The sequence below is a fragment of the Candidatus Saccharimonas sp. genome, from assembly GCA_015256915.3.
Taxonomy (GTDB): domain Bacteria; phylum Patescibacteriota; class Saccharimonadia; order Saccharimonadales; family Saccharimonadaceae; genus Nanogingivalis.
Genome location: CP076101.2, coordinates 281,752 through 299,000, shown reverse-complemented (window position 1 = coordinate 299,000; position 17,249 = coordinate 281,752). Strand labels below are relative to the sequence as shown.

Genomic DNA, 17,249 nt, shown 5'->3' with positions numbered 1-17,249 from the left:
GGTAAAAAAATATGTCAATTCTAAATTGGTTCAAATCGGCTCTCAGTATATATAAAGCAAAACAAAAGCTTTATCACGAGAATTACTTCTCAGAAGATTTTTTGATGGATGCGCTTCTGGGTGCAGGTTTTCAATCAGTTGAAGTTTTAGCACCAACTGAAGAAGGAGCGATAGATTTAGAAGCGAAACTTTTTGATGAACGGGGAAATTCATTCACAATCTCAGTTCATCATCTAGGCAATGAATTAAAATTCTCAGCGCAGTCTAATACACAGGCTCCTAAAAATGTAAACTATCTTTTTGTAAAAGATGTTTATCTACCAAAATGTATCAAAAGCGAAGTATCGAAAGGTCTAGTTTTTGGTAATGAAACTCAGACAAGCCTCCTGCGAGAGTGCGAGCGTAAGACTAATTCATTTTTCGATGAACTCGAAAATGAGTTCGAGCGCCGTAGATAAAGATTCGCAAAATAATTATTAACCCAGCAAAAAGCTGGGTTTTTTCTTGATTTTTTCACTCTTTAAGTATATAATTAAAATCTAGTTCTTTTCACGGAGGTTTCAAAAATGGCTGAGTTATGTTTCAAGATGGAGGTAGTTGAAAAATTACTTCTAGAGGCTGGATTTTCGGATATTAAAAGTACAACATTTGTATCTTTCGAGGAGCCAAATACTTTTCGAACAGAAGCTTTTCTATATAAAAACTCTTCACGAGAAATCTATACTCTAATCGAATGTTTAGGTGATGAGCTTGCGATCTATATGCGAAACAATATTGAGTTAAAAATCTTAAAAAACCGGCGCTATACCATCTTAACAATTGAAAATGGCGAGATATACGAGCGGAATGATTTTGAGGTAAATAATTTCAAATCAAAAAGCATATTTACTGAAGCAAACAGAAAACTCACGAAGTTTATTCATGACCTTAGACTTTCCATACTTCAGTAATTCCCGAGTTTTACTCGGGTTTTTATTTTAGAAAATCTTAAAATAACCACAGATGACATTCTCCACTTAAATATGTTTTAATTATGTAACGCGATTTATTAGTCCTAAACGCTTGCATTTTGTTTCGAAATCTGCTAAAATATCTAGTGAGTTTCCTCTTTCTGGTGAATAAACCTGTGTGTTGGTTATTTCAGCTAGAAAGGTAAAGACATTTTTCGAAAATGCTGTTTCGAAAAATATGAGGCGCTTTTTTTGAAAACTTTATCAACTTTCGAAAAAGTGAAAATATTAAAATAATTTAAGGGAGAATTGATGCCAACTATCAATCAATTAGTGCGAAAACCTCGAAAAACTGCTGCGAAAAAATCAAAATCGCCAGCACTTGGTCGAATTCATAATGCACTAAAAACTAAATATTATGCACAAAATGCACCGCTAAAACGTGGAGTTTGTGTTAAAGTTACAACAAAAACACCTAAAAAGCCTAACTCAGCTCTTAGAAAAGTTGCTCGTGTTCGCTTAACAAATGGCCACGAAGTTTGGGCTTATATTGGTGGTGAAGGCCACAACCTTCAAGAACACGCCGTAGTTTTGGTTCGTGGTGGACGCGTGCCCGACCTTCCAGGTGTGCGATATCATATCGTTCGTGGTGCGCTTGACCTTCAAGGTGTTGCAGATCGTAAACAAGGCCGTTCAAAATACGGTGCGAAGAAGGAGAAATAAAGATGCCACGAAAAGTTACTAAAAAACTACAACGAGAATTAAAGCCAGATCGAAAATATCAATCAATTTTGGTTCAACGTTTAATTAACAAATCTATGCTTGACGGCAAGAAACTTACTGCCGAAAAAGCTGTTTACAAAGCTCTTGAAACTGCAGCTAAAAAACTTGATAGTGAAAACCCTCTTGAAGTTTTCGAAAAAGCACTAAAAAATATTTCACCAGCTTTTGAAGTTAAGTCTCGACGCGTTGGTGGTGCAAACTATCAAATTCCATTCCCAGTTCAAGGACACCGACAACTCCACTTTGCGTTTAGTTGGTTGGTTCAATCAGCACGAGCACGAAGCGGAATGCCTTATAGTCAACGCTTGGCACTTGAAATTGTTGATGCTTACAATGAAACTGGTGCAGCTTTCAAAAAGAAAGAAGATACTCATAAAATGGCAGAAGCCAACCGAGCTTTTGCACACTTTGCACGAGGCTAATCTAAATAAAATCACTCTTTTTCAAAAGGGTGATTTTTGTTTCTATAAAAATACATAAGCTGCTTGGAATTTTCGAAAACATGTGGTAAAATCGTATAGAAAGGGAAAAATGGATAGAACGAGAAGTGCATACAGACGACTTGGTCGAATACACAAAATTTATCACGGAGGAAGAATTTCGAAAGATCGTCTTGTTGGTTTAATTGATGGCGCCACCGCGATTATTATTACGCTTATGGTACTTGAAATTCAATTGCCAAAATCAGTTAGAGATTTAGCTCAGCTGGAAAGTTTTGGATTTGCAATTTTGATTTACTTTGCGAGTTTTGTGATCGTTGGAATTCAGTGGAATCGTCATCATCATATTTTAGATAGAGTTGAAAAGGTTACGAATAGCTTTATCTGGAAAAATATGATTTATGTTTTCTTTTTATCGCTTATTCCACTATTTATGCGTTGGGTGCTTTCATCGCCAACAGAGGTTTTACCTGCTTTCTGCTATGCAATGGTTTACCTTTTTACAGATTTAAGCATGCGCTGGATTACTGCAAGTGCCTTAGGCGAAAATACAGGGTTCTTTCATGGTGAAAATCGTAAAGCCCAAAGAAATTACCATTTAATTCGCACAGGAATGATGGTTTTATGGATTGCGGTTATTGCGTTGATATCGATTTTTCTGCCGCAGGTTGAAATTTTCTTTTTGATTATTTTGCCAGTGGTAATTTCACTATTTACAGTTTTTGAAGATGAAAAGGAGGAATTAGAAAATGGTAAATAATATGATTGGTGGAATGCTTCTAATGGGAGTCTTCCTAATAATTTTAGGAATTGCGCAGATCGCATTTTTTGTCTGGGCTATTGTTGAAATTATTCTTTTCAATAAAAAAGTTAAAGAACAAACTTTAAAAATTGGTGACGTTAAACGAGCTTCGATGGCATTGCCACTAGGTTTAAATATACTGGGATTAATTTTATTCTTTGTAATAGTTAAGCCAGCTATAAAAAATGACCCTACCGCAAATAAAAAAGCAAATCTTTTTTGCTGGTTGTCGTATATAATTTTTACCGTATTATCCGTTATAATTTACAGTTTAGCAACAATAAATACATTAAATACAGTAAAAAATATAACTAATGAGACTAAGCCTTATAAAACAACAGACTTAACAGAAGACAACGAACTGTTTGATAAGGATAAGATTAAAGAGCGAACTAGAAAAGCTAAAAATGCAGGTAAGTTCATACCTGAGGAAGGCGTTTTTGCAATTAAAGCAAAAGGATGCGATAATTTTACAAAACAAAATAATAGCGATAATTCAGTTGGCTATATTTGTGCATCCTCAGACTCCACAAACAATACAATAAATGCCTACATCATTGGCTATACAGACACAGATGAAAATTATGAAGACACTCAAAAACTCAGCAATGAGGAATTAATCCACTCTGCAATCAATGGTGTCGGCGGTAATTTTTCAAAGTATGTTTCAGAAGAAGATTTCAAAGTAATCGATTTCAAAGGAGCTCGGGCAGTTGAAGGAAACATCTCACACAACAGTCAATATATGAAGATATTATCCCTACCTGCTAAAAAAGATAAATCTGGAAAAACTCGAGTATTCTTTATTGCAGTGGGTTCAAATAATGGCGGAGATATTCTTGATAATAATTTTGCGAATTTCGCCAACTCTTTTGAAAGATTGTAATTTAACCCAATAAAATAACCCTTCTCCTAAGGGTTATTTTATTATTTTGCACGAAAAAATAAGATTTTTGCGCCAGAATATAGCTTTTCACTAATTAAAATTAAATTTTCTGCTTTAAAATTTTCAATTTCTTTGGGTTGCGATAGAACTAATATTCCATCAGATCTTAACCTTTTCGAAAGCCTTTCGATAGATGGAAATTGAGGGTCGTAGTATGGCGGATCGGCAAAAATTATATCAAAAGTTGGAATTTCTAAAATTTCACCAATTTCAAATTGAGATTGGCTCGACCCAATCCAGCCCGAAACACTGCTTCGAATTATTTTAGCTTCGCCAGCATTTTCATTCTTCTCAATAATTTTTAAGTTTTCGGCTAATATTTTTTGTGCTAATCTGTTTTTTTCAATGAAAACTACTTTTTTAGCACCACGAGAAATCGCTTCAAGACCTAAAGATCCAGTCCCAGCGAAAGCATCAAGAACTTCAGCATTTGGAATTTCCGCCTGAATTGTATTAAAAATTGCGTTTCTTGCTCGTTCGCTCATTGGATGAGTTTGGCGAGAATTCGGAGCTGTGATTTTATGATTTTTAAAAATCCCTGAAATCAACCGAATGTTCATTTTTTATCCTCAGATTTATTTTTTGCATTTTCGAAATCTTCTTCAAGAGCTCGACGGATACCTTCAAACCATCCGAGTGCCACAATTTTTGAGATTTCAGGCAAAAGATCATGTTTAGTTTCTCGCGCCAAAGCAGTCGTCCAGCCTTTCTCTAAATATCTTTCGTAATATTTTTGGTCGGCGACCCACTTAATTTTTTCTTCAAAAATTTGCATAAATTCACCCTTTAAAACTCGCAAAATTTCTTCATCTGTTGGGCTCTTTATGATTTTCTTTGCAGCAATTGAAGTTATCATTGTAGCGACACCCATTTCATAAAGCATATGTGAACTCATTACGCCTTTCGGCCCAATATATTCCCAGTTCTTTAAAATCCGCTCGCGCCAATTTTCTCCAGAAAGAAACATCTTTTTAATCAATTTATCGCGTTCTTCAGGTTTTTTTCCAGAAATTTCAATAATTTTATCAGTCATCGGGAACTGATGAGCTGGTGTTAAAGCATCGGTTATTGCATGCGCCATCCAGCCAGCTTCAAAACTTGCTCGTACAAAATTTTCTTCGCTTAAGGCTTTCGAAATATTAAAAAGATGATTTTCAACGTAGCTTCTAATTGGTGCTAAATCACCATAAGGCTCAACAAAATGCCAAGGTTCATCTTTTCCTGGTGATTTTGTTTTGATTCCATCAGGACCACCATTCCCCTCAAAAACTAAAATTTCATCAATTTTAGGGAAGTGAATTTTTGAAAATTTTGGATTTTTCGAAATAATTTCTCGCAAAATTAAGCGAGCCGCACGATCAATTTTTTGATGCGTTCCAGCAATTTTGTCTGCTTTTTGAAAAGGAGTTGCTCTTGAATACATATAAACTATTTTACCATTCTTCGTAATAAAAATCAAAAGTTGAAATTTAATTGTGCTTGTGCTAAAATGGAACAAATGAGTAAAATTGCGAAATATCTAAATGGACACATTATTGGCGAAGTTTCGGCACGCGAAACTCGATTGAAGCAGTTTTCAACCGACCGAAGTTTTCTTAAAATTCAACCAGAATTAGTGGTTTACCCGCGTTTTAGTGAAGATATTCAAAAAATTATGCGGTTTTCTTGGCAGTTAGCTGAAAAGGGCCATATTTTTGGTGTTACGGCGAGAGGCTACGGCGGAAGTACCGATGGCTCTTCAATTGGAAGAGGAATTATATTAGATATTTCGCGACATCTTAATAAAGTTAAAGAGCTTGATTTACGAGCTAAAACCGTTCAGGTTCAAGCCGGGGCGAATTTTCAAAAATTGAATCTTGCAATTGCATCACAAGCGATGGAAATTCCACAAAGTCCAGCTGGCGAAAGGCTTACAGTTGGTGGGGCGATTGCAATGAATTTGCCAAGCGAAAAATTTAATTATGGTGACTTAGTAAATTCCGTTAGCGAAGCAGAAGTTATCTTAAGTAATGGCGATATTATTAACATTGGAAAAATTTCCCGCAAGGAATTAAGCGAAAAAATCGCACTTTCTAATTTTGAAGGAGAGATTTATCGCAAAATTGATACTTTGATTGAAGATAATTACAGTTTAATTCAGCAAATCGATAGCGATTCTAGCTTCGGCTATTCTGGAATTGTAAATGTAAAAAGTGAAGATGGAACGTTCAATTTGATTCCGTTGTTTTTTGGTTCGCTCGGAACTCTAGGAATTATCACCGAGGCAAAAATTCAAACAAATTACATAATTAATGAGACCAATTTTATGGTTGTAAGTTTTTCAAATCGAGATGATGCGCGTGATTTTAACGATGAAATCACTAAATTCACACCAGATATTGTTGAATTATTTGATGGCAAGATGTTTGAAGCTGCAGTTGCTTCTGGTAAAAAATACCAATTTTATCTTGACAGGAATTCACAAAATTTAGCCACGAAATTAGTTTTAGTTGTTGGAATTTCAGATAAAAGTGCGAAGAAAATTACATCAAAAATACATAAAATTGAAAAAATTGCCAAGAAATTTGAAGGTGCAACCGTTTGGATTCCAGAAGACGATGAACGTTCAAAAGCTGAACTTGAAGCAATTCGTGATGTTCGTGAAATTTTGCGAGCAAGGAGCGGCGTAATCAAGCAAGAAATTTACCCAATTCAAGGTGTTTATGTGCCAATGGAGCGTTTCGAAACTTTCTATCTAGGGCTTCAAAAACTTGCCTTACAACACAGTATTCCCGCACCAATTCAAGGTTCAGCGCTAACCTCTATTTTTGAAATTCTAGCTGAATTCGACTTTTCGAAAATTAGCGACCGTCAAAAATCACTAAAATTCATCGCCGACCTTGGTGCTTTACTTGCAAAAGTTGATGGTGAATTTGCGTATGGTGCGGGTGAAGGGCGAATTTATGGTCATTTTGTTGCAAGAAATATCAGTGAAGAAATTGAAGAATTATATTCACAGATTAAAGATATTTTCGACCCAATGCATATTTTGAACCCTAGTGTAAAAGGTCGCCCAAACACTAAAGAATTAGTGAAATCGGTTCGAAATGGAAAATAAACCAAATTTCGAAACTGGCGAAGGTTTAACCGTTCAAAACGATACCCGAAATGTGATTGATAAATACAAGGGTATATCAGTTGAAGAAATTAAAAAAGATCTTGAAACTTCACGCCACGATTTTCATATTGCTGTTGAGAACTTTCAGCACGATTTTAATATTGGCACAATCGCTCGAAACGCCAATGCTTTTAATGCTGCAGGAATTCATATTGTTGGCAAAAAACATTGGAATCGGCGCGGTGCAATGAAGACCGAGGCTTATATGAATGTTTTTCATCATAAAACCGTGCAAGATTTCATAGATTGGGCAAAAGAGAACAAATCTAAACTTATTGCAATTGACAACCAGAAAGGTGCAAAAAATCTAAATAATGCACAACTTTCAAAAGGCTCTATTTTCGTTTTCGGAAATGAGAGCGATGGTCTTTCAGAAGAAATGATCAAGGCCTGCGAAGAGATGATCGCAATTGAACAATTCGGCTCAACAAGAAGTGTTAATGTTGGGGTGGCTAGCGGCATTTTGATGTATGAATTTGTGCGGCGAAATTATTTGACAAAATAATTATTCATTAGATAAAAATAGTTTGTTTTTATATCTTTTTAATTTTTATAAATGAGGACTGCATATTCCTAAACTATTGAGCATTTATTAGTACTCTTTTTGCATAAAAAAATATGGTGTGTTATAATTATATAGATATGAAGACAAAGTTAAAGAATATTTCAGATGTAAAAGTTGAGCTCACAATTTCTCTTGGAGCTGAGGAATTAAAAGCTGCTGAGCAAGTTGCACTAACAAAGCTCGCTAAAGAAGTTAAAATTGAAGGCTTTCGAAAAGGAAAAGCACCACTCGAAATGGTTGCTGCGCAAGTTGACCCAATTTTACTCAATCAGGAAACGCTTGAAAATGCGCTTTCAAAATCTGTTGCTGAAGCATTTCTAAAAGAAAAAGTTCAGGCAATTAATCGACCAGAAGTTGATGTCAAAAAATTTATTCCTGGAACTGAGCTAGAATTTACCGCAACTACCGAAATTATGCCAAAAGTTGAACTTGGCGACTATAAAAAATTAGGAGTAAAAAAAGAGGCTGCAAAAGTTTCAAAAAAAGAAGTTAAAGAAACAATCGATCGAATTTTGAAGAATTTTGCCGAAAAGAAAAAAGTTGAGCGTGAGGCAAAAAATGGCGATGAAGTCATTATTGACTTTTTGGGCAAAAAAGATGGTGTTGCTTTTGATGGTGGAAAAGCTGAAAAATTTCCACTTGAACTTGGTTCAAAATCTTTCATTCCTGGGTTTGAAGAAGGTTTGATTGGCAAAAAAGCTGGCGATGAACTTTCACTTGATCTAGAATTTCCAAAAGACTACCACGCAAAAGACTTGGCTGGTGCAAAAGTTGTTTTTGAAGTAAAAATTCACGAAGTTCGAGAAAATGTTGAGCCAGAAATCAACGAAGAATTCCTTTCGAAATTAGGTGATTTCAAAACTAAAGAAGAATTCGAAAAACAGATTGAAGAAGATTTAAAAACCCAAAAACAAGCCGAAGCAGATGAAAAATTCAAAGATGAAATTGTTAAAAAATTGGCAGAAGTTTCGAAAGTTCCCGTACCAGAGATCTTGCTCGAAGATCAAAAGCGCAGCATCGAAATGGATATGCAACAAAATTTGATGTATTCTGGGCTTTCACTTGAAGACTATCTTGAACGAATGGGCAAAACTCATGAAGAATGGCTTGAAAAAGACGTTAAAGAAGTAGCTGAAATGCGCGTAAAATCTGGATTGGCTTTAGCAGAGCTTTCGAAAGTTGAAAAAGTTAAGTCAGACACTAAAGAGCTTGACGACCGAATTGCGCAACTTAAAGAACAATATGGAAATAGCAAAGAGGTCCAAAAACAGCTTTCATCTGATGATGTTCGCAGAAACTTAGCAAATCAGATTTTGACCGAAAAAACAATTGATTTATTGGTAAAATTTAATTCATAGTTTTAAAAATTTTATAAAAACAGGCTCGGAAGGGCTTGTTTTTACTTATGCTTTATTTTATAATAGTTATAACTAGCACATTTGGAGGTGGTTTTATGATTTCTTTAGAAGAAACTGCAAAGGATACAACGCTTGATTCAAAAAAAAACTTAACGCTTATTCATAAGCAAATTATTTTGTCAATTCGAGCAATTGATTGGGAAGGTTTATTTTCTTATAATTTGCGAGATAGTTTTACGGCTAAAAATTTAGAGCTTGATTATTCGGGATTGTTAATTCCTGAAATGGGGATTTCTCCCGATAGACCATCGGTTTCTTTTAGCTTTTTAATAAATGACAATAATTTTGAAATAACAGAATGCTCAAAATTAGAAATCCGCAAGATTATTGAAAAGATCCTTCATGATTGTCTGGGCCATAACCCTTTTAAGCCTCTTAAAAAAATTGAAATTGGTGAAAGGTATAAGCATTATAAAGGTGGGGAATACGAAATTTTAAGTATTTCTCACCACACAGAACAGGATGAAGAACTCGTAAATTATTGCGAAATTGGTAATAGTGAAATCTGGTCGCGGCCAAAAGATATGTTTATGGACGGCAGATTTCAACCGATAGATTTTTAGCTCGCATCGCGGGCTTTTTCGTTTTCTAAATATTGTTTTTTTATTAAACTTATGCTTTAATTAGTATAAAATACGAGAAAGGAATTTATGAAATTTTTCGAAAAAAGAGATTTATCAATTTTACATATTATTTTAACTATTATTCTTCTTATTGGGCTAGTCGTAAATAGTATCATTCTTGGGATTTTTTATAGTGATTATCTTAAAAATTTTGATGGACAGCAAAAAATTGAAAAAAATTATCAAGATAGAATTGAATCACTCGAGAAAAATCTCAATCTTAAGTATTCACCAAACGAAAACGGAGAATATTCACATAAATCGCAAAGCGAACTCTAAACAAGGTTCGCTTTTTATGATAAAATGGAAGAATGAACGACTTTCAAAAGATTTTCGAAAAAAATTATAAAATGTTAAACGCTGAGCAGAAAGAGGCGGTCGATACAATCGATGGACCAGTCTTGGTGATTGCCGGGCCGGGGACAGGGAAAACTCAATTGCTCTCGACACGAATTGCCAATATTTTACAAAAAACCGACACAGCGCCAGAGAATATCCTTGCAATGACCTTTACTGAAGCTGGAGCTTCGAATATGCGCGAGCGACTTTCACGTTTTATCGGTACGGATTCTTTTAAGGTTGGAATTTTCACTTATCACGGTTTCGCAAATGAAATTATTCAAAACTATCGCGAATATTTTACAGATAAAAATCTTAACGAAGCCGCCGATGAATTAGTTACAAAAGAAATTATAACAAAAATATCAAACGAATTGCCAAGTTCTTCAAAACTCAAAAAAATCTCTATTTCAAACATCGCCTCCACGATAAAAGAAATGAAAAATGCTTATATTTCGCCAGATGATTTGCGAAAAGTTGCGAAGGCAAATATTTCTGAGCAAGAAATTTTTAACGAGAGCATTAAAGGATTACGCGTTGATGGGAGAACTTTTGCGAAGGTTCAGCCGTTTTACTCAGCAATTCGCGATAATTTAGAAAATTCAATCTCAAAAGATTTAAACGATACAAAGTTTAAAAGTAACCTGTATTTTTATTTCGAAAAATTAAATGAAGCCTACCTTGAGGCAGAAGAAACTGGAAAATCAAAACCTTTAACAGATTGGAAAAATACTTTTCTTGATTTAAAAGATTTCGAAGATAATTTTCAAATCAGCGATACTTACGCAAATAAAAAACTACTTGAATTTGCTGATTTTTATGAAAAATTCAATAATGAAATGAAAAATCGTGGGCTTTATGATTTTAATGATATGATTTTGGAAGTTATCGAAACACTTGAAGATAACGATGATTTTAGGTTCACGCTTCAAGAAAAATATCAATATTTACTATTAGACGAATACCAAGATACTAATGATTCGCAGGCGAAAATTATTGAACTGCTCACAAATAATCCTGTTATGGAGGGTAAGCCAAATGTCTTGGCAGTGGGTGATGACGACCAAGCAATCATGGCTTTTCAAGGTGCAAGTAAGTCGAACATGATTGATTTTTACAATCGTTTTGGCGAAAACACAAAAGTCATCAACTTAACTAAAAATTACCGCTCGCACGGCGATATTTTAACTGCTTCAAAAAATGTTGCAAATACGATTTCAGGGCGACTAACTAAAAACTTGCCAATTAAAATTGAGAAAGATATTTCAGCGGAAGGGAACTTCATCGACCGAAAAATTCAGCTTGAACGAACAAATTTCGAAAGTCAAATTGCAGAATTTTCTTGGGTTGCAGAAAAAATTTCGAATTTAATTCAAAACGGAGTTACGCCAAAAGAAATTGCCGTAATTGCGCCAAAGCACAAAATTCTGCAAGCTTTTGTGCCATATTTAAAAAACCAAAATATACCAATTTATTATGAGAAACGCGAAAATATTCTAAAAAATGAAATAATTTCGCAGCTAATTAAGATTTCGAAGCTAATTTTGGCAATTCGCGATAAAGACGAAGATAAAATGGCGAATCTTTTCCCTGAAGTTTTGAGTTTTGATTTTTGGCAAATTCCACCAGTTGAAGTTTGGAAAATAAGTTGGGCAGCCAAAGATAATCGTGATTTTTGGATTGAAGCTATATTGAAAAGCGAAGTTGAACAAATTCGAAATTTGGGTGAAATTTTAGTTACGCTAGCTGAATTTTCATACGAAAAGACTTTCGAAGAGCTTTTTGATTATATTTTGGGTTCAAGAGAAATTCGCGAAGGCTTAAAATCACCAATTCGAGATTTTATTTCGCAAAAATCTGACGAAGAATTTTATGATACAATCTTAAACTTAACTATTCTGCGAGATAAACTGCGAGATTTTTCGAATGAAGAAAATAATAAGCTTGATATTCTAATAAATTATGTTGAATTATGCGAAGAATTTGAAATTCAAATTCTAAGTACAAATCCGCACAATACAAGTGAAAATGCAGTTCAAGTTATGACACCCTTTGTAGCAAAAGGCTTGGAGTTTGAATATACCTTTCTAATTTCGCTCAATCAAGATAGCTGGAATTCTGCAAGAAAAGGCGGTGGTGGCGAAAATATCACGATGCCCGCGAACCTTAAATTTACAAATATTGAAGATGAGGGTGAAGATACGCGCAAACGCTTGATGTTTGTAGCAATGACACGTGCAAAAACTCAACTTTATCTTACAAACTACAACAGTGATTTAACTGGAAAAACCAAAAAAACACTATCATTTTTAGATGAGCGAGAAGAAGACGGAGTCCTAAAATCAAAGATTCTACCTAAAAAATGGCAAGAGGTTTCAAAAATCCAAAGAGAATCACTTGAAGCTGATGAAATTGAAACAAACTGGCACGAATTTTATACCATCAAAAATGAAGAAATGCGGGAGCTTTTGAAGCCAAGAGTCAAAAACTACAAATTAAGCCCAACAGATCTAAACTCCTATACAAGCCTCCAATATAAAGGCCCTCAAACCTTTTTTGAAAATAAAATTTTATGTTTTCCCGGAACTTATGGTCCAGCTCTAACGCTTGGAAATATCGTTCATGAAGGCTTTAACTACATTCAAGATGAAATTAATTCTGGCAATACACCAAATATTGATAATATTAAAAAATATGCTATTGAAAGATTTTCGAAATACCCACTCTCGGAAAAAGATAAAGAAGAAATTTTAGAAAGATTTAATCAAATTTTTGAAAACTTTTTCAAGAATAACCTAGATGAATTTAAACCTGGAAATATAGCTGAAAAAAACTTTAGTGGTATTGGTGTAACGGTTGGAGATGCGGTTCTAACTGGAAAAATTGATCTAATTCGAATAGACCGCGAAAATAAAAAAATCACAGTCGTTGATTATAAGACCGGTTCAATTCCTTTTAATACTAAAACTAATAAATTCGATACAAATTCAACAAAAATTCACGAATATACACAACAGCTATATTTTTATAAAATTTTGATCGAAAATACACCAGAATTTTCGGGCTACACGGTTGAAAAGGGTGTTTTGGAATTCATTGAGCAAGACAAACACACTGAAAAAACTTATAATTTTGAAGTCATATTTAAACCTGAAGAAGAGGAACGGCTAAAAACTCTGATTCAAGCTGTTTGGGCTAAAATTAAATCATTTGATTTTGTACTAGATGAAGAAAAATATTCGAAAGATATAAAAGGAACACGAGCCTTTGAGGCAGATTTGATCGCAGATTTTAAGGATTCGAATAACTAATGAATAAAGATTTTTTTGAAAAAGACTACCTTTTAACCCGTGTCGATTTCGATAAAAACCAAAAACCACGTTGGAGGTTGGCAGATTTGGGTTCTGGTGAGATTTTAAGCTTCTCGCCAGAATTTGAAGAACCGATTTCAATAGAAATTAACCTTTCAAAACGATTTTGTATTGGTTGGCATAGTTTGAAAACGGGTGAAGATTTTGTCTGCCCAGAAAATTATGAACTTGACAAAAAATATGAACAATGTCAAAATTGCCAAAAGAGAACCGGCTTTAATCCAGCATTCTACAATGTAAAAGATGGGGAAATTTCAAAACAACAGATTGAGCGAAATTTGCAGCCACATTTTGTTTATTTAGCATATTTTTCAAATGAAACTATCAAGGTTGGAATTAGTTTTGCAGGTAGAGGAATTGCAAGATTGCTTGAACAAGGGGCGAGAGCCGCGTTGATTTTAGGTGAATTTTCGAGTGCAAATATTGCTCGAAATTATGAAGAGAAAATATCCAAAATGACAGATTTTTGCGAAAATGTCAAGGCAAATGTAAAATTAAAATTGCTTGAACAAGATTTTGTTTTTTCGAAAGCAGAAAAAGCACTTCTTGATGCTCGCAAAAAAATAGAAACCGCTCAAAAAGTAGTTTTCGAAAAGCAAGATCCAATAGATTTGAATAAATTTTATTCAAAAAATGGTAAAATTCCAAGCGGAGAAATGCTTGAAATACAAAATTGTCCTCAAAATCAAAACGATAAAACTTTGATTTTTTCGGGTATTTTAAAAGCTCAAGTTGGCTATATTTTACTTGCTGAACAACAAGGTGAAATTATTTCAATACCACTTAAAAAATTTACGGGGCGAAAAATTCGAATTTCACCAAAAATTATTGAACTTAATTTGCCAGAACGACAGGCTAGTTTATTTGATTTTTAAGTAAAAAACTGATAAAATAGAACTAATGAGTAAAGCATTATATCGCAAATATCGGAGTAAGAAATTAAGTGAAGTTGTGGGTCAAAAACACATCACAACAGTGCTTGAAAATGCTTTAAAACAAGGGAAAATTGCCCATGCTTACCTTTTTACTGGCCCGCGTGGTGTTGGCAAAACTTCTATTGCGCGAATCTTAGCCCACGAAATTAATAATCTGCCGTATTCTGAAGAAGATAATCATCCAGATATTATTGAAATTGATGCCGCTAGCAACAACGGAGTAGACGACATCCGCCAACTTCGAGACAATGTGCAAGTTGCGCCGTTTTCCGCCAAATATCGTGTTTACATTATAGATGAAGTTCATATGCTTTCGAAGGCTGCTTTTAATGCGCTTCTCAAAACTCTTGAAGAACCACCAGAACACGCCGTTTTTATTCTTGCCACAACTGATGCTCACAAATTACCAGCAACGATTATTAGTCGAACTCAGCGGTTTGTTTTTCGATTTATTTCAAAAGAAGATGTTTGCGCTCATTTAGAATTTATCGCCAAAAATGAAAAAATTAACATTTCGAAAGAAGCGATTGAAATTATTGCCGAACGTGGTGAGGGGAGCTTTCGTGATAGCATTTCACTACTTGACCAAATTTCAAGCATTACAAAAAAAAATGAAGAAATTACAGCAAACTTGCTTGAAGAAGCCCTTGGATTGGCGCCAAAAATGCAAATTAATGCTTTAATTTCAGCTTTCGAAAACCAAAATTCAAACGAAATTTTACAAATCGTGCGAGATGTTCGCAATTCTGGCGTAGATTTAAAAAATTTTGCTAGCCAGCTTTTAAGTTTTATTACTGAAAATATTGGCAAAAAACCATATCTTTCGCAATTTCTGATGCCACTAACACGAGCAGAAAAGTCAAATTTTATTGAAATGGAGCTGCTTTCGATTTTTATTCAGCCAAGTTTTACGCCGCAGCTTTCAATAAATCAAAATATTTTGCCACAAGTTCAGCAAAAAACAATTTTAAAGCCAAAAGTTGAAAATCAAAAAACAGCAAAATTTTCAAAAAGTGAATCAGAAAATCAGCCAAACCTGCAAAAAGAAACTTTCGAAAATTCGCAAAAAAATGAAAATATTGAGGATAAAACAGAAATTCCGCAAAAAAATGAAGAAAATAAATCTTTAAAAAGTGAAAATTCAGAAAGTTTAGATGAAGCTCAACCAAAAAATGAAAATAAAAATCAAGATCTGGGAGAGAAGAAAGAATTTAAATGGGCGGATTTCTGGGGTGCGATCGATGAGGGTGATAAGGGAGTTCAAACAATTCTAAAACAATCTGGCCATATTTTCGAAAATGGTAAAATTAAAATTTATACGGGCAGACCTTTTAACCAAAAACAGCTCGAAAAAGCAAAAGCTCAAGCTTCAATGAGAAAAGCTTTAAAGAAAATTGGCGCAGATGGCTGGGTGATTGAAGTTTTTGGAACGGCAAAACCCGCAAGCGACCCGGCGATTGCGAGCGTTCAGGATTTAATGGGGGGTGGAGAAATGGTAAAAATTGATGAGTAGCGAGAAAAGCGGCGGTAAAATTCCGCCACAGAATTTAGATGCCGAGATGAGTTTGATTGGCGCTATTTTGATTGATGAGGAAGTTTTAATTGATATTTTAGAGATTGTGAAAGCGGCAGATTTTTATGACAAGCGCCACGCCGCAATCTTTGCGTCGATTATTCGACTTTATGAACATCACCAGCCGGTCGATCTTCTAACACTTACAAACGAACTAAAAAAACGAGAAGAACTTGATGCAGTTGGTGGCTCAAGCTATTTAGCAGAATTGACAAACTATGTTCCAACAGCTTCACATGCAGCAAGTTATGCTGAAATTGTTGCTCAAGCAGCAGTTCGAAGACGACTAATCAAGGCTGGCGGCGATATTACTGAATTGGCTTTTAATGAAGAATTAACTGTTCCGCAGCTTTTAGGCCAAAGTGAAGCCGAACTTTTTAGCGTTTCAGACGCAAGTTTAAAACAAGATTTATCTTCAATGGAAGATATTCTGAATGATTCATTCGAAAGATTAGATGAGCTTTATAAGAACAAAGGAGCAATTCGTGGAATTAGAACGGGCTATCGTGATCTTGACAACAAAACAGCAGGATTACAACGCTCAGACCTAATTATTCTTGCTGCCCGGCCAGCGATGGGAAAAACAACTTTTGTAACAAATTTAGCTTACAATATTGCTACGATCGAGAAAAAATCAGTGCTTTTCTTTAGCCTTGAGATGAGTAAAGAACAGCTTGTTGACCGTATGCTTGCAGATGCCGCCGGAGTTGATTCGTGGAATATTCGAACGGGAAATTTGAGTGACGAAGACTTCGCAAAGCTAGCTGATGCTATGGGAGAAATGGCTGAAGCTCCGATTTTTATTGATGACACACCGGGTGTAAGTGTTCTTGAAATGCGAACAAAAGCACGGCGCGCAGCACATGATGGTGAGCTTGGCTTGATTGTTATTGACTATCTACAACTGATGCAGGGAAGCGGCTCAGCAAAATCTTCAGCAAACCGTGTTCAAGAAGTTTCAGAAATTTCGCGTGGTTTGAAGTTGCTTGCGCGCGAATTAAATGTGCCCGTGATTGCGCTTTCACAGCTTAGCCGCTCCGTTGAAAGCCGTGACCCCAAAATACCGCAACTCGCTGATCTCCGTGAGTCTGGTTCTATTGAGCAAGATGCAGACATCGTAATGTTTCTTTATCGTGAAGCTTATTATAATCCTGAAACTGAGCGAGAGAATATCACCGATCTCATTCTTGCCAAGCACCGCCACGGACCAGTTGGTACAATTGAACTCTATTTCCATCCAGAACGCCTCCGCTTTATGTCGCTCGACCGCAAGCATGGTGAATAAATTTTAAAACCGCATTTTCTCCTTGTTCTTGCGGTTTTTAAAATTGATTTTTCATTTTCTTT

17 protein-coding genes are annotated in these 17,249 nt (G+C 35.0%); 15 read left to right on the top strand and 2 right to left on the bottom strand.

The genetic code is table 11. The features are described from left to right. Positions 1-11: 11 nt before the first annotated feature. The 6 genes from HXL38_001555 (at position 12) to HXL38_001530 (ending at position 3,861) form a co-directional block, all read left to right on the top strand. Positions 12-458: a hypothetical protein gene (locus HXL38_001555; GenBank protein ID QWB91239.1), complete on the top strand. Its 447-nt coding sequence runs from the start codon at positions 12-14 to the stop codon at positions 456-458. Between the two features lie 108 nt (positions 459-566). After that, a complete protein-coding gene (locus HXL38_001550) occupies positions 567-950 on the top strand; it encodes a hypothetical protein (protein QWB91238.1) in 384 nt (127 codons plus the stop codon). Between the two features lie 312 nt (positions 951-1,262). After that, positions 1,263-1,673, top strand: a complete 411-nt coding sequence (gene rpsL / locus HXL38_001545; GenBank protein QWB91237.2) for a 30S ribosomal protein S12 — start codon at positions 1,263-1,265, stop codon at positions 1,671-1,673. Between the two features lie 2 nt (positions 1,674-1,675). Then, positions 1,676-2,155, top strand: coding sequence for a 30S ribosomal protein S7 (gene rpsG / locus HXL38_001540; GenBank protein ID QWB91236.1), 480 nt, complete (start codon positions 1,676-1,678; stop codon positions 2,153-2,155). A 109-nt stretch (positions 2,156-2,264) separates the two neighbouring features. Then, positions 2,265-2,933, top strand: coding sequence for a DUF1211 domain-containing protein (locus tag HXL38_001535; GenBank protein ID QWB91235.1), 669 nt, complete (start codon positions 2,265-2,267; stop codon positions 2,931-2,933). Next, positions 2,923-3,861 carry a hypothetical protein gene (locus tag HXL38_001530; protein QWB91234.1) on the top strand — a complete coding sequence of 313 codons (939 nt, stop codon included), beginning with the start codon at positions 2,923-2,925 and terminating at the stop codon, positions 3,859-3,861. Before HXL38_001535 ends, HXL38_001530 begins: the two co-directional genes overlap by 11 nt. 41 nt (positions 3,862-3,902) lie before the next feature. On the opposite strand, the gene rsmD is transcribed toward HXL38_001530, so the two are convergent. Both rsmD and HXL38_001520 read right to left on the bottom strand, forming a co-directional pair. Further along, positions 3,903-4,481, bottom strand: a complete 579-nt coding sequence (gene rsmD / locus HXL38_001525; protein ID QWB91233.2) for a 16S rRNA (guanine(966)-N(2))-methyltransferase RsmD — start codon at positions 4,479-4,481, stop codon at positions 3,903-3,905. Further along, the gene (locus tag HXL38_001520) at positions 4,478-5,344 is read right to left on the bottom strand and encodes a hypothetical protein (protein QWB91232.1); all 867 of its coding nucleotides are present in this window, start codon (positions 5,342-5,344) and stop codon (positions 4,478-4,480) included. Before HXL38_001520 ends, rsmD begins: the two co-directional genes overlap by 4 nt. A gap of 75 nt (positions 5,345-5,419) precedes the next feature. Between HXL38_001520 and HXL38_001515 the strand changes: the two genes are divergently transcribed. The 9 genes from HXL38_001515 (at position 5,420) to dnaB (ending at position 17,187) form a co-directional block, all read left to right on the top strand. Then, positions 5,420-7,018: an FAD-binding oxidoreductase gene (locus HXL38_001515; protein ID QWB91231.2), complete on the top strand. Its 1,599-nt coding sequence runs from the start codon at positions 5,420-5,422 to the stop codon at positions 7,016-7,018. Beyond that, positions 7,008-7,583, top strand: a complete 576-nt coding sequence (locus tag HXL38_001510) for an rRNA methyltransferase (protein QWB91230.1) — start codon at positions 7,008-7,010, stop codon at positions 7,581-7,583. The genes HXL38_001515 and HXL38_001510 overlap by 11 nt, the downstream gene beginning before the upstream one ends. A gap of 137 nt (positions 7,584-7,720) precedes the next feature. Further along, positions 7,721-9,001, top strand: coding sequence for a trigger factor (tig, locus tag HXL38_001505; GenBank protein ID QWB91229.1), 1,281 nt, complete (start codon positions 7,721-7,723; stop codon positions 8,999-9,001). 443 nt (positions 9,002-9,444) lie between these two features. Then, complete coding sequence (locus HXL38_001500) at positions 9,445-9,624, top strand: DUF1653 domain-containing protein (GenBank protein ID QWB91277.1); 180 nt, start codon at positions 9,445-9,447, stop codon at positions 9,622-9,624. 87 nt (positions 9,625-9,711) lie between these two features. Then, the gene (locus tag HXL38_001495) at positions 9,712-9,963 is read left to right on the top strand and encodes a hypothetical protein (protein ID QWB91228.1); all 252 of its coding nucleotides are present in this window, start codon (positions 9,712-9,714) and stop codon (positions 9,961-9,963) included. Between the two features lie 32 nt (positions 9,964-9,995). After that, on the top strand, positions 9,996-13,334 hold the full coding sequence (locus HXL38_001490) for an ATP-dependent helicase (protein ID QWB91227.1): 3,339 nt from the start codon (positions 9,996-9,998) through the stop codon (positions 13,332-13,334). Beyond that, positions 13,334-14,269, top strand: coding sequence for a DUF2797 domain-containing protein (locus tag HXL38_001485; GenBank protein QWB91226.1), 936 nt, complete (start codon positions 13,334-13,336; stop codon positions 14,267-14,269). The genes HXL38_001490 and HXL38_001485 overlap by 1 nt, the downstream gene beginning before the upstream one ends. A 25-nt stretch (positions 14,270-14,294) precedes the next feature. Then, positions 14,295-15,842, top strand: a complete 1,548-nt coding sequence (dnaX, locus tag HXL38_001480) for a DNA polymerase III subunit gamma/tau (GenBank protein QWB91225.1) — start codon at positions 14,295-14,297, stop codon at positions 15,840-15,842. Beyond that, positions 15,835-17,187: a replicative DNA helicase gene (gene dnaB / locus HXL38_001475; protein ID QWB91224.1), complete on the top strand. Its 1,353-nt coding sequence runs from the start codon at positions 15,835-15,837 to the stop codon at positions 17,185-17,187. Before dnaX ends, dnaB begins: the two co-directional genes overlap by 8 nt. Positions 17,188-17,249: the final 62 nt, after the last annotated feature.

Coding starts and splice junctions, on each gene's coding strand:
- HXL38_001555 (QWB91239.1), top strand. CDS start 12: ATGTCAATTCTAAATTGGTTCAAATCGGCTCTCAGTATATATAAAGCA.
- HXL38_001550 (QWB91238.1), top strand. CDS start 567: ATGGCTGAGTTATGTTTCAAGATGGAGGTAGTTGAAAAATTACTTCTA.
- rpsL (QWB91237.2), top strand. CDS start 1,263: ATGCCAACTATCAATCAATTAGTGCGAAAACCTCGAAAAACTGCTGCG.
- rpsG (QWB91236.1), top strand. CDS start 1,676: ATGCCACGAAAAGTTACTAAAAAACTACAACGAGAATTAAAGCCAGAT.
- HXL38_001535 (QWB91235.1), top strand. CDS start 2,265: ATGGATAGAACGAGAAGTGCATACAGACGACTTGGTCGAATACACAAA.
- HXL38_001530 (QWB91234.1), top strand. CDS start 2,923: ATGGTAAATAATATGATTGGTGGAATGCTTCTAATGGGAGTCTTCCTA.
- rsmD (QWB91233.2), bottom strand. CDS start 4,481: ATGAACATTCGGTTGATTTCAGGGATTTTTAAAAATCATAAAATCACA.
- HXL38_001520 (QWB91232.1), bottom strand. CDS start 5,344: ATGTATTCAAGAGCAACTCCTTTTCAAAAAGCAGACAAAATTGCTGGA.
- HXL38_001515 (QWB91231.2), top strand. CDS start 5,420: ATGAGTAAAATTGCGAAATATCTAAATGGACACATTATTGGCGAAGTT.
- HXL38_001510 (QWB91230.1), top strand. CDS start 7,008: ATGGAAAATAAACCAAATTTCGAAACTGGCGAAGGTTTAACCGTTCAA.
- tig (QWB91229.1), top strand. CDS start 7,721: ATGAAGACAAAGTTAAAGAATATTTCAGATGTAAAAGTTGAGCTCACA.
- HXL38_001495 (QWB91228.1), top strand. CDS start 9,712: ATGAAATTTTTCGAAAAAAGAGATTTATCAATTTTACATATTATTTTA.
- HXL38_001490 (QWB91227.1), top strand. CDS start 9,996: ATGAACGACTTTCAAAAGATTTTCGAAAAAAATTATAAAATGTTAAAC.
- HXL38_001485 (QWB91226.1), top strand. CDS start 13,334: ATGAATAAAGATTTTTTTGAAAAAGACTACCTTTTAACCCGTGTCGAT.
- dnaX (QWB91225.1), top strand. CDS start 14,295: ATGAGTAAAGCATTATATCGCAAATATCGGAGTAAGAAATTAAGTGAA.
- dnaB (QWB91224.1), top strand. CDS start 15,835: ATGAGTAGCGAGAAAAGCGGCGGTAAAATTCCGCCACAGAATTTAGAT.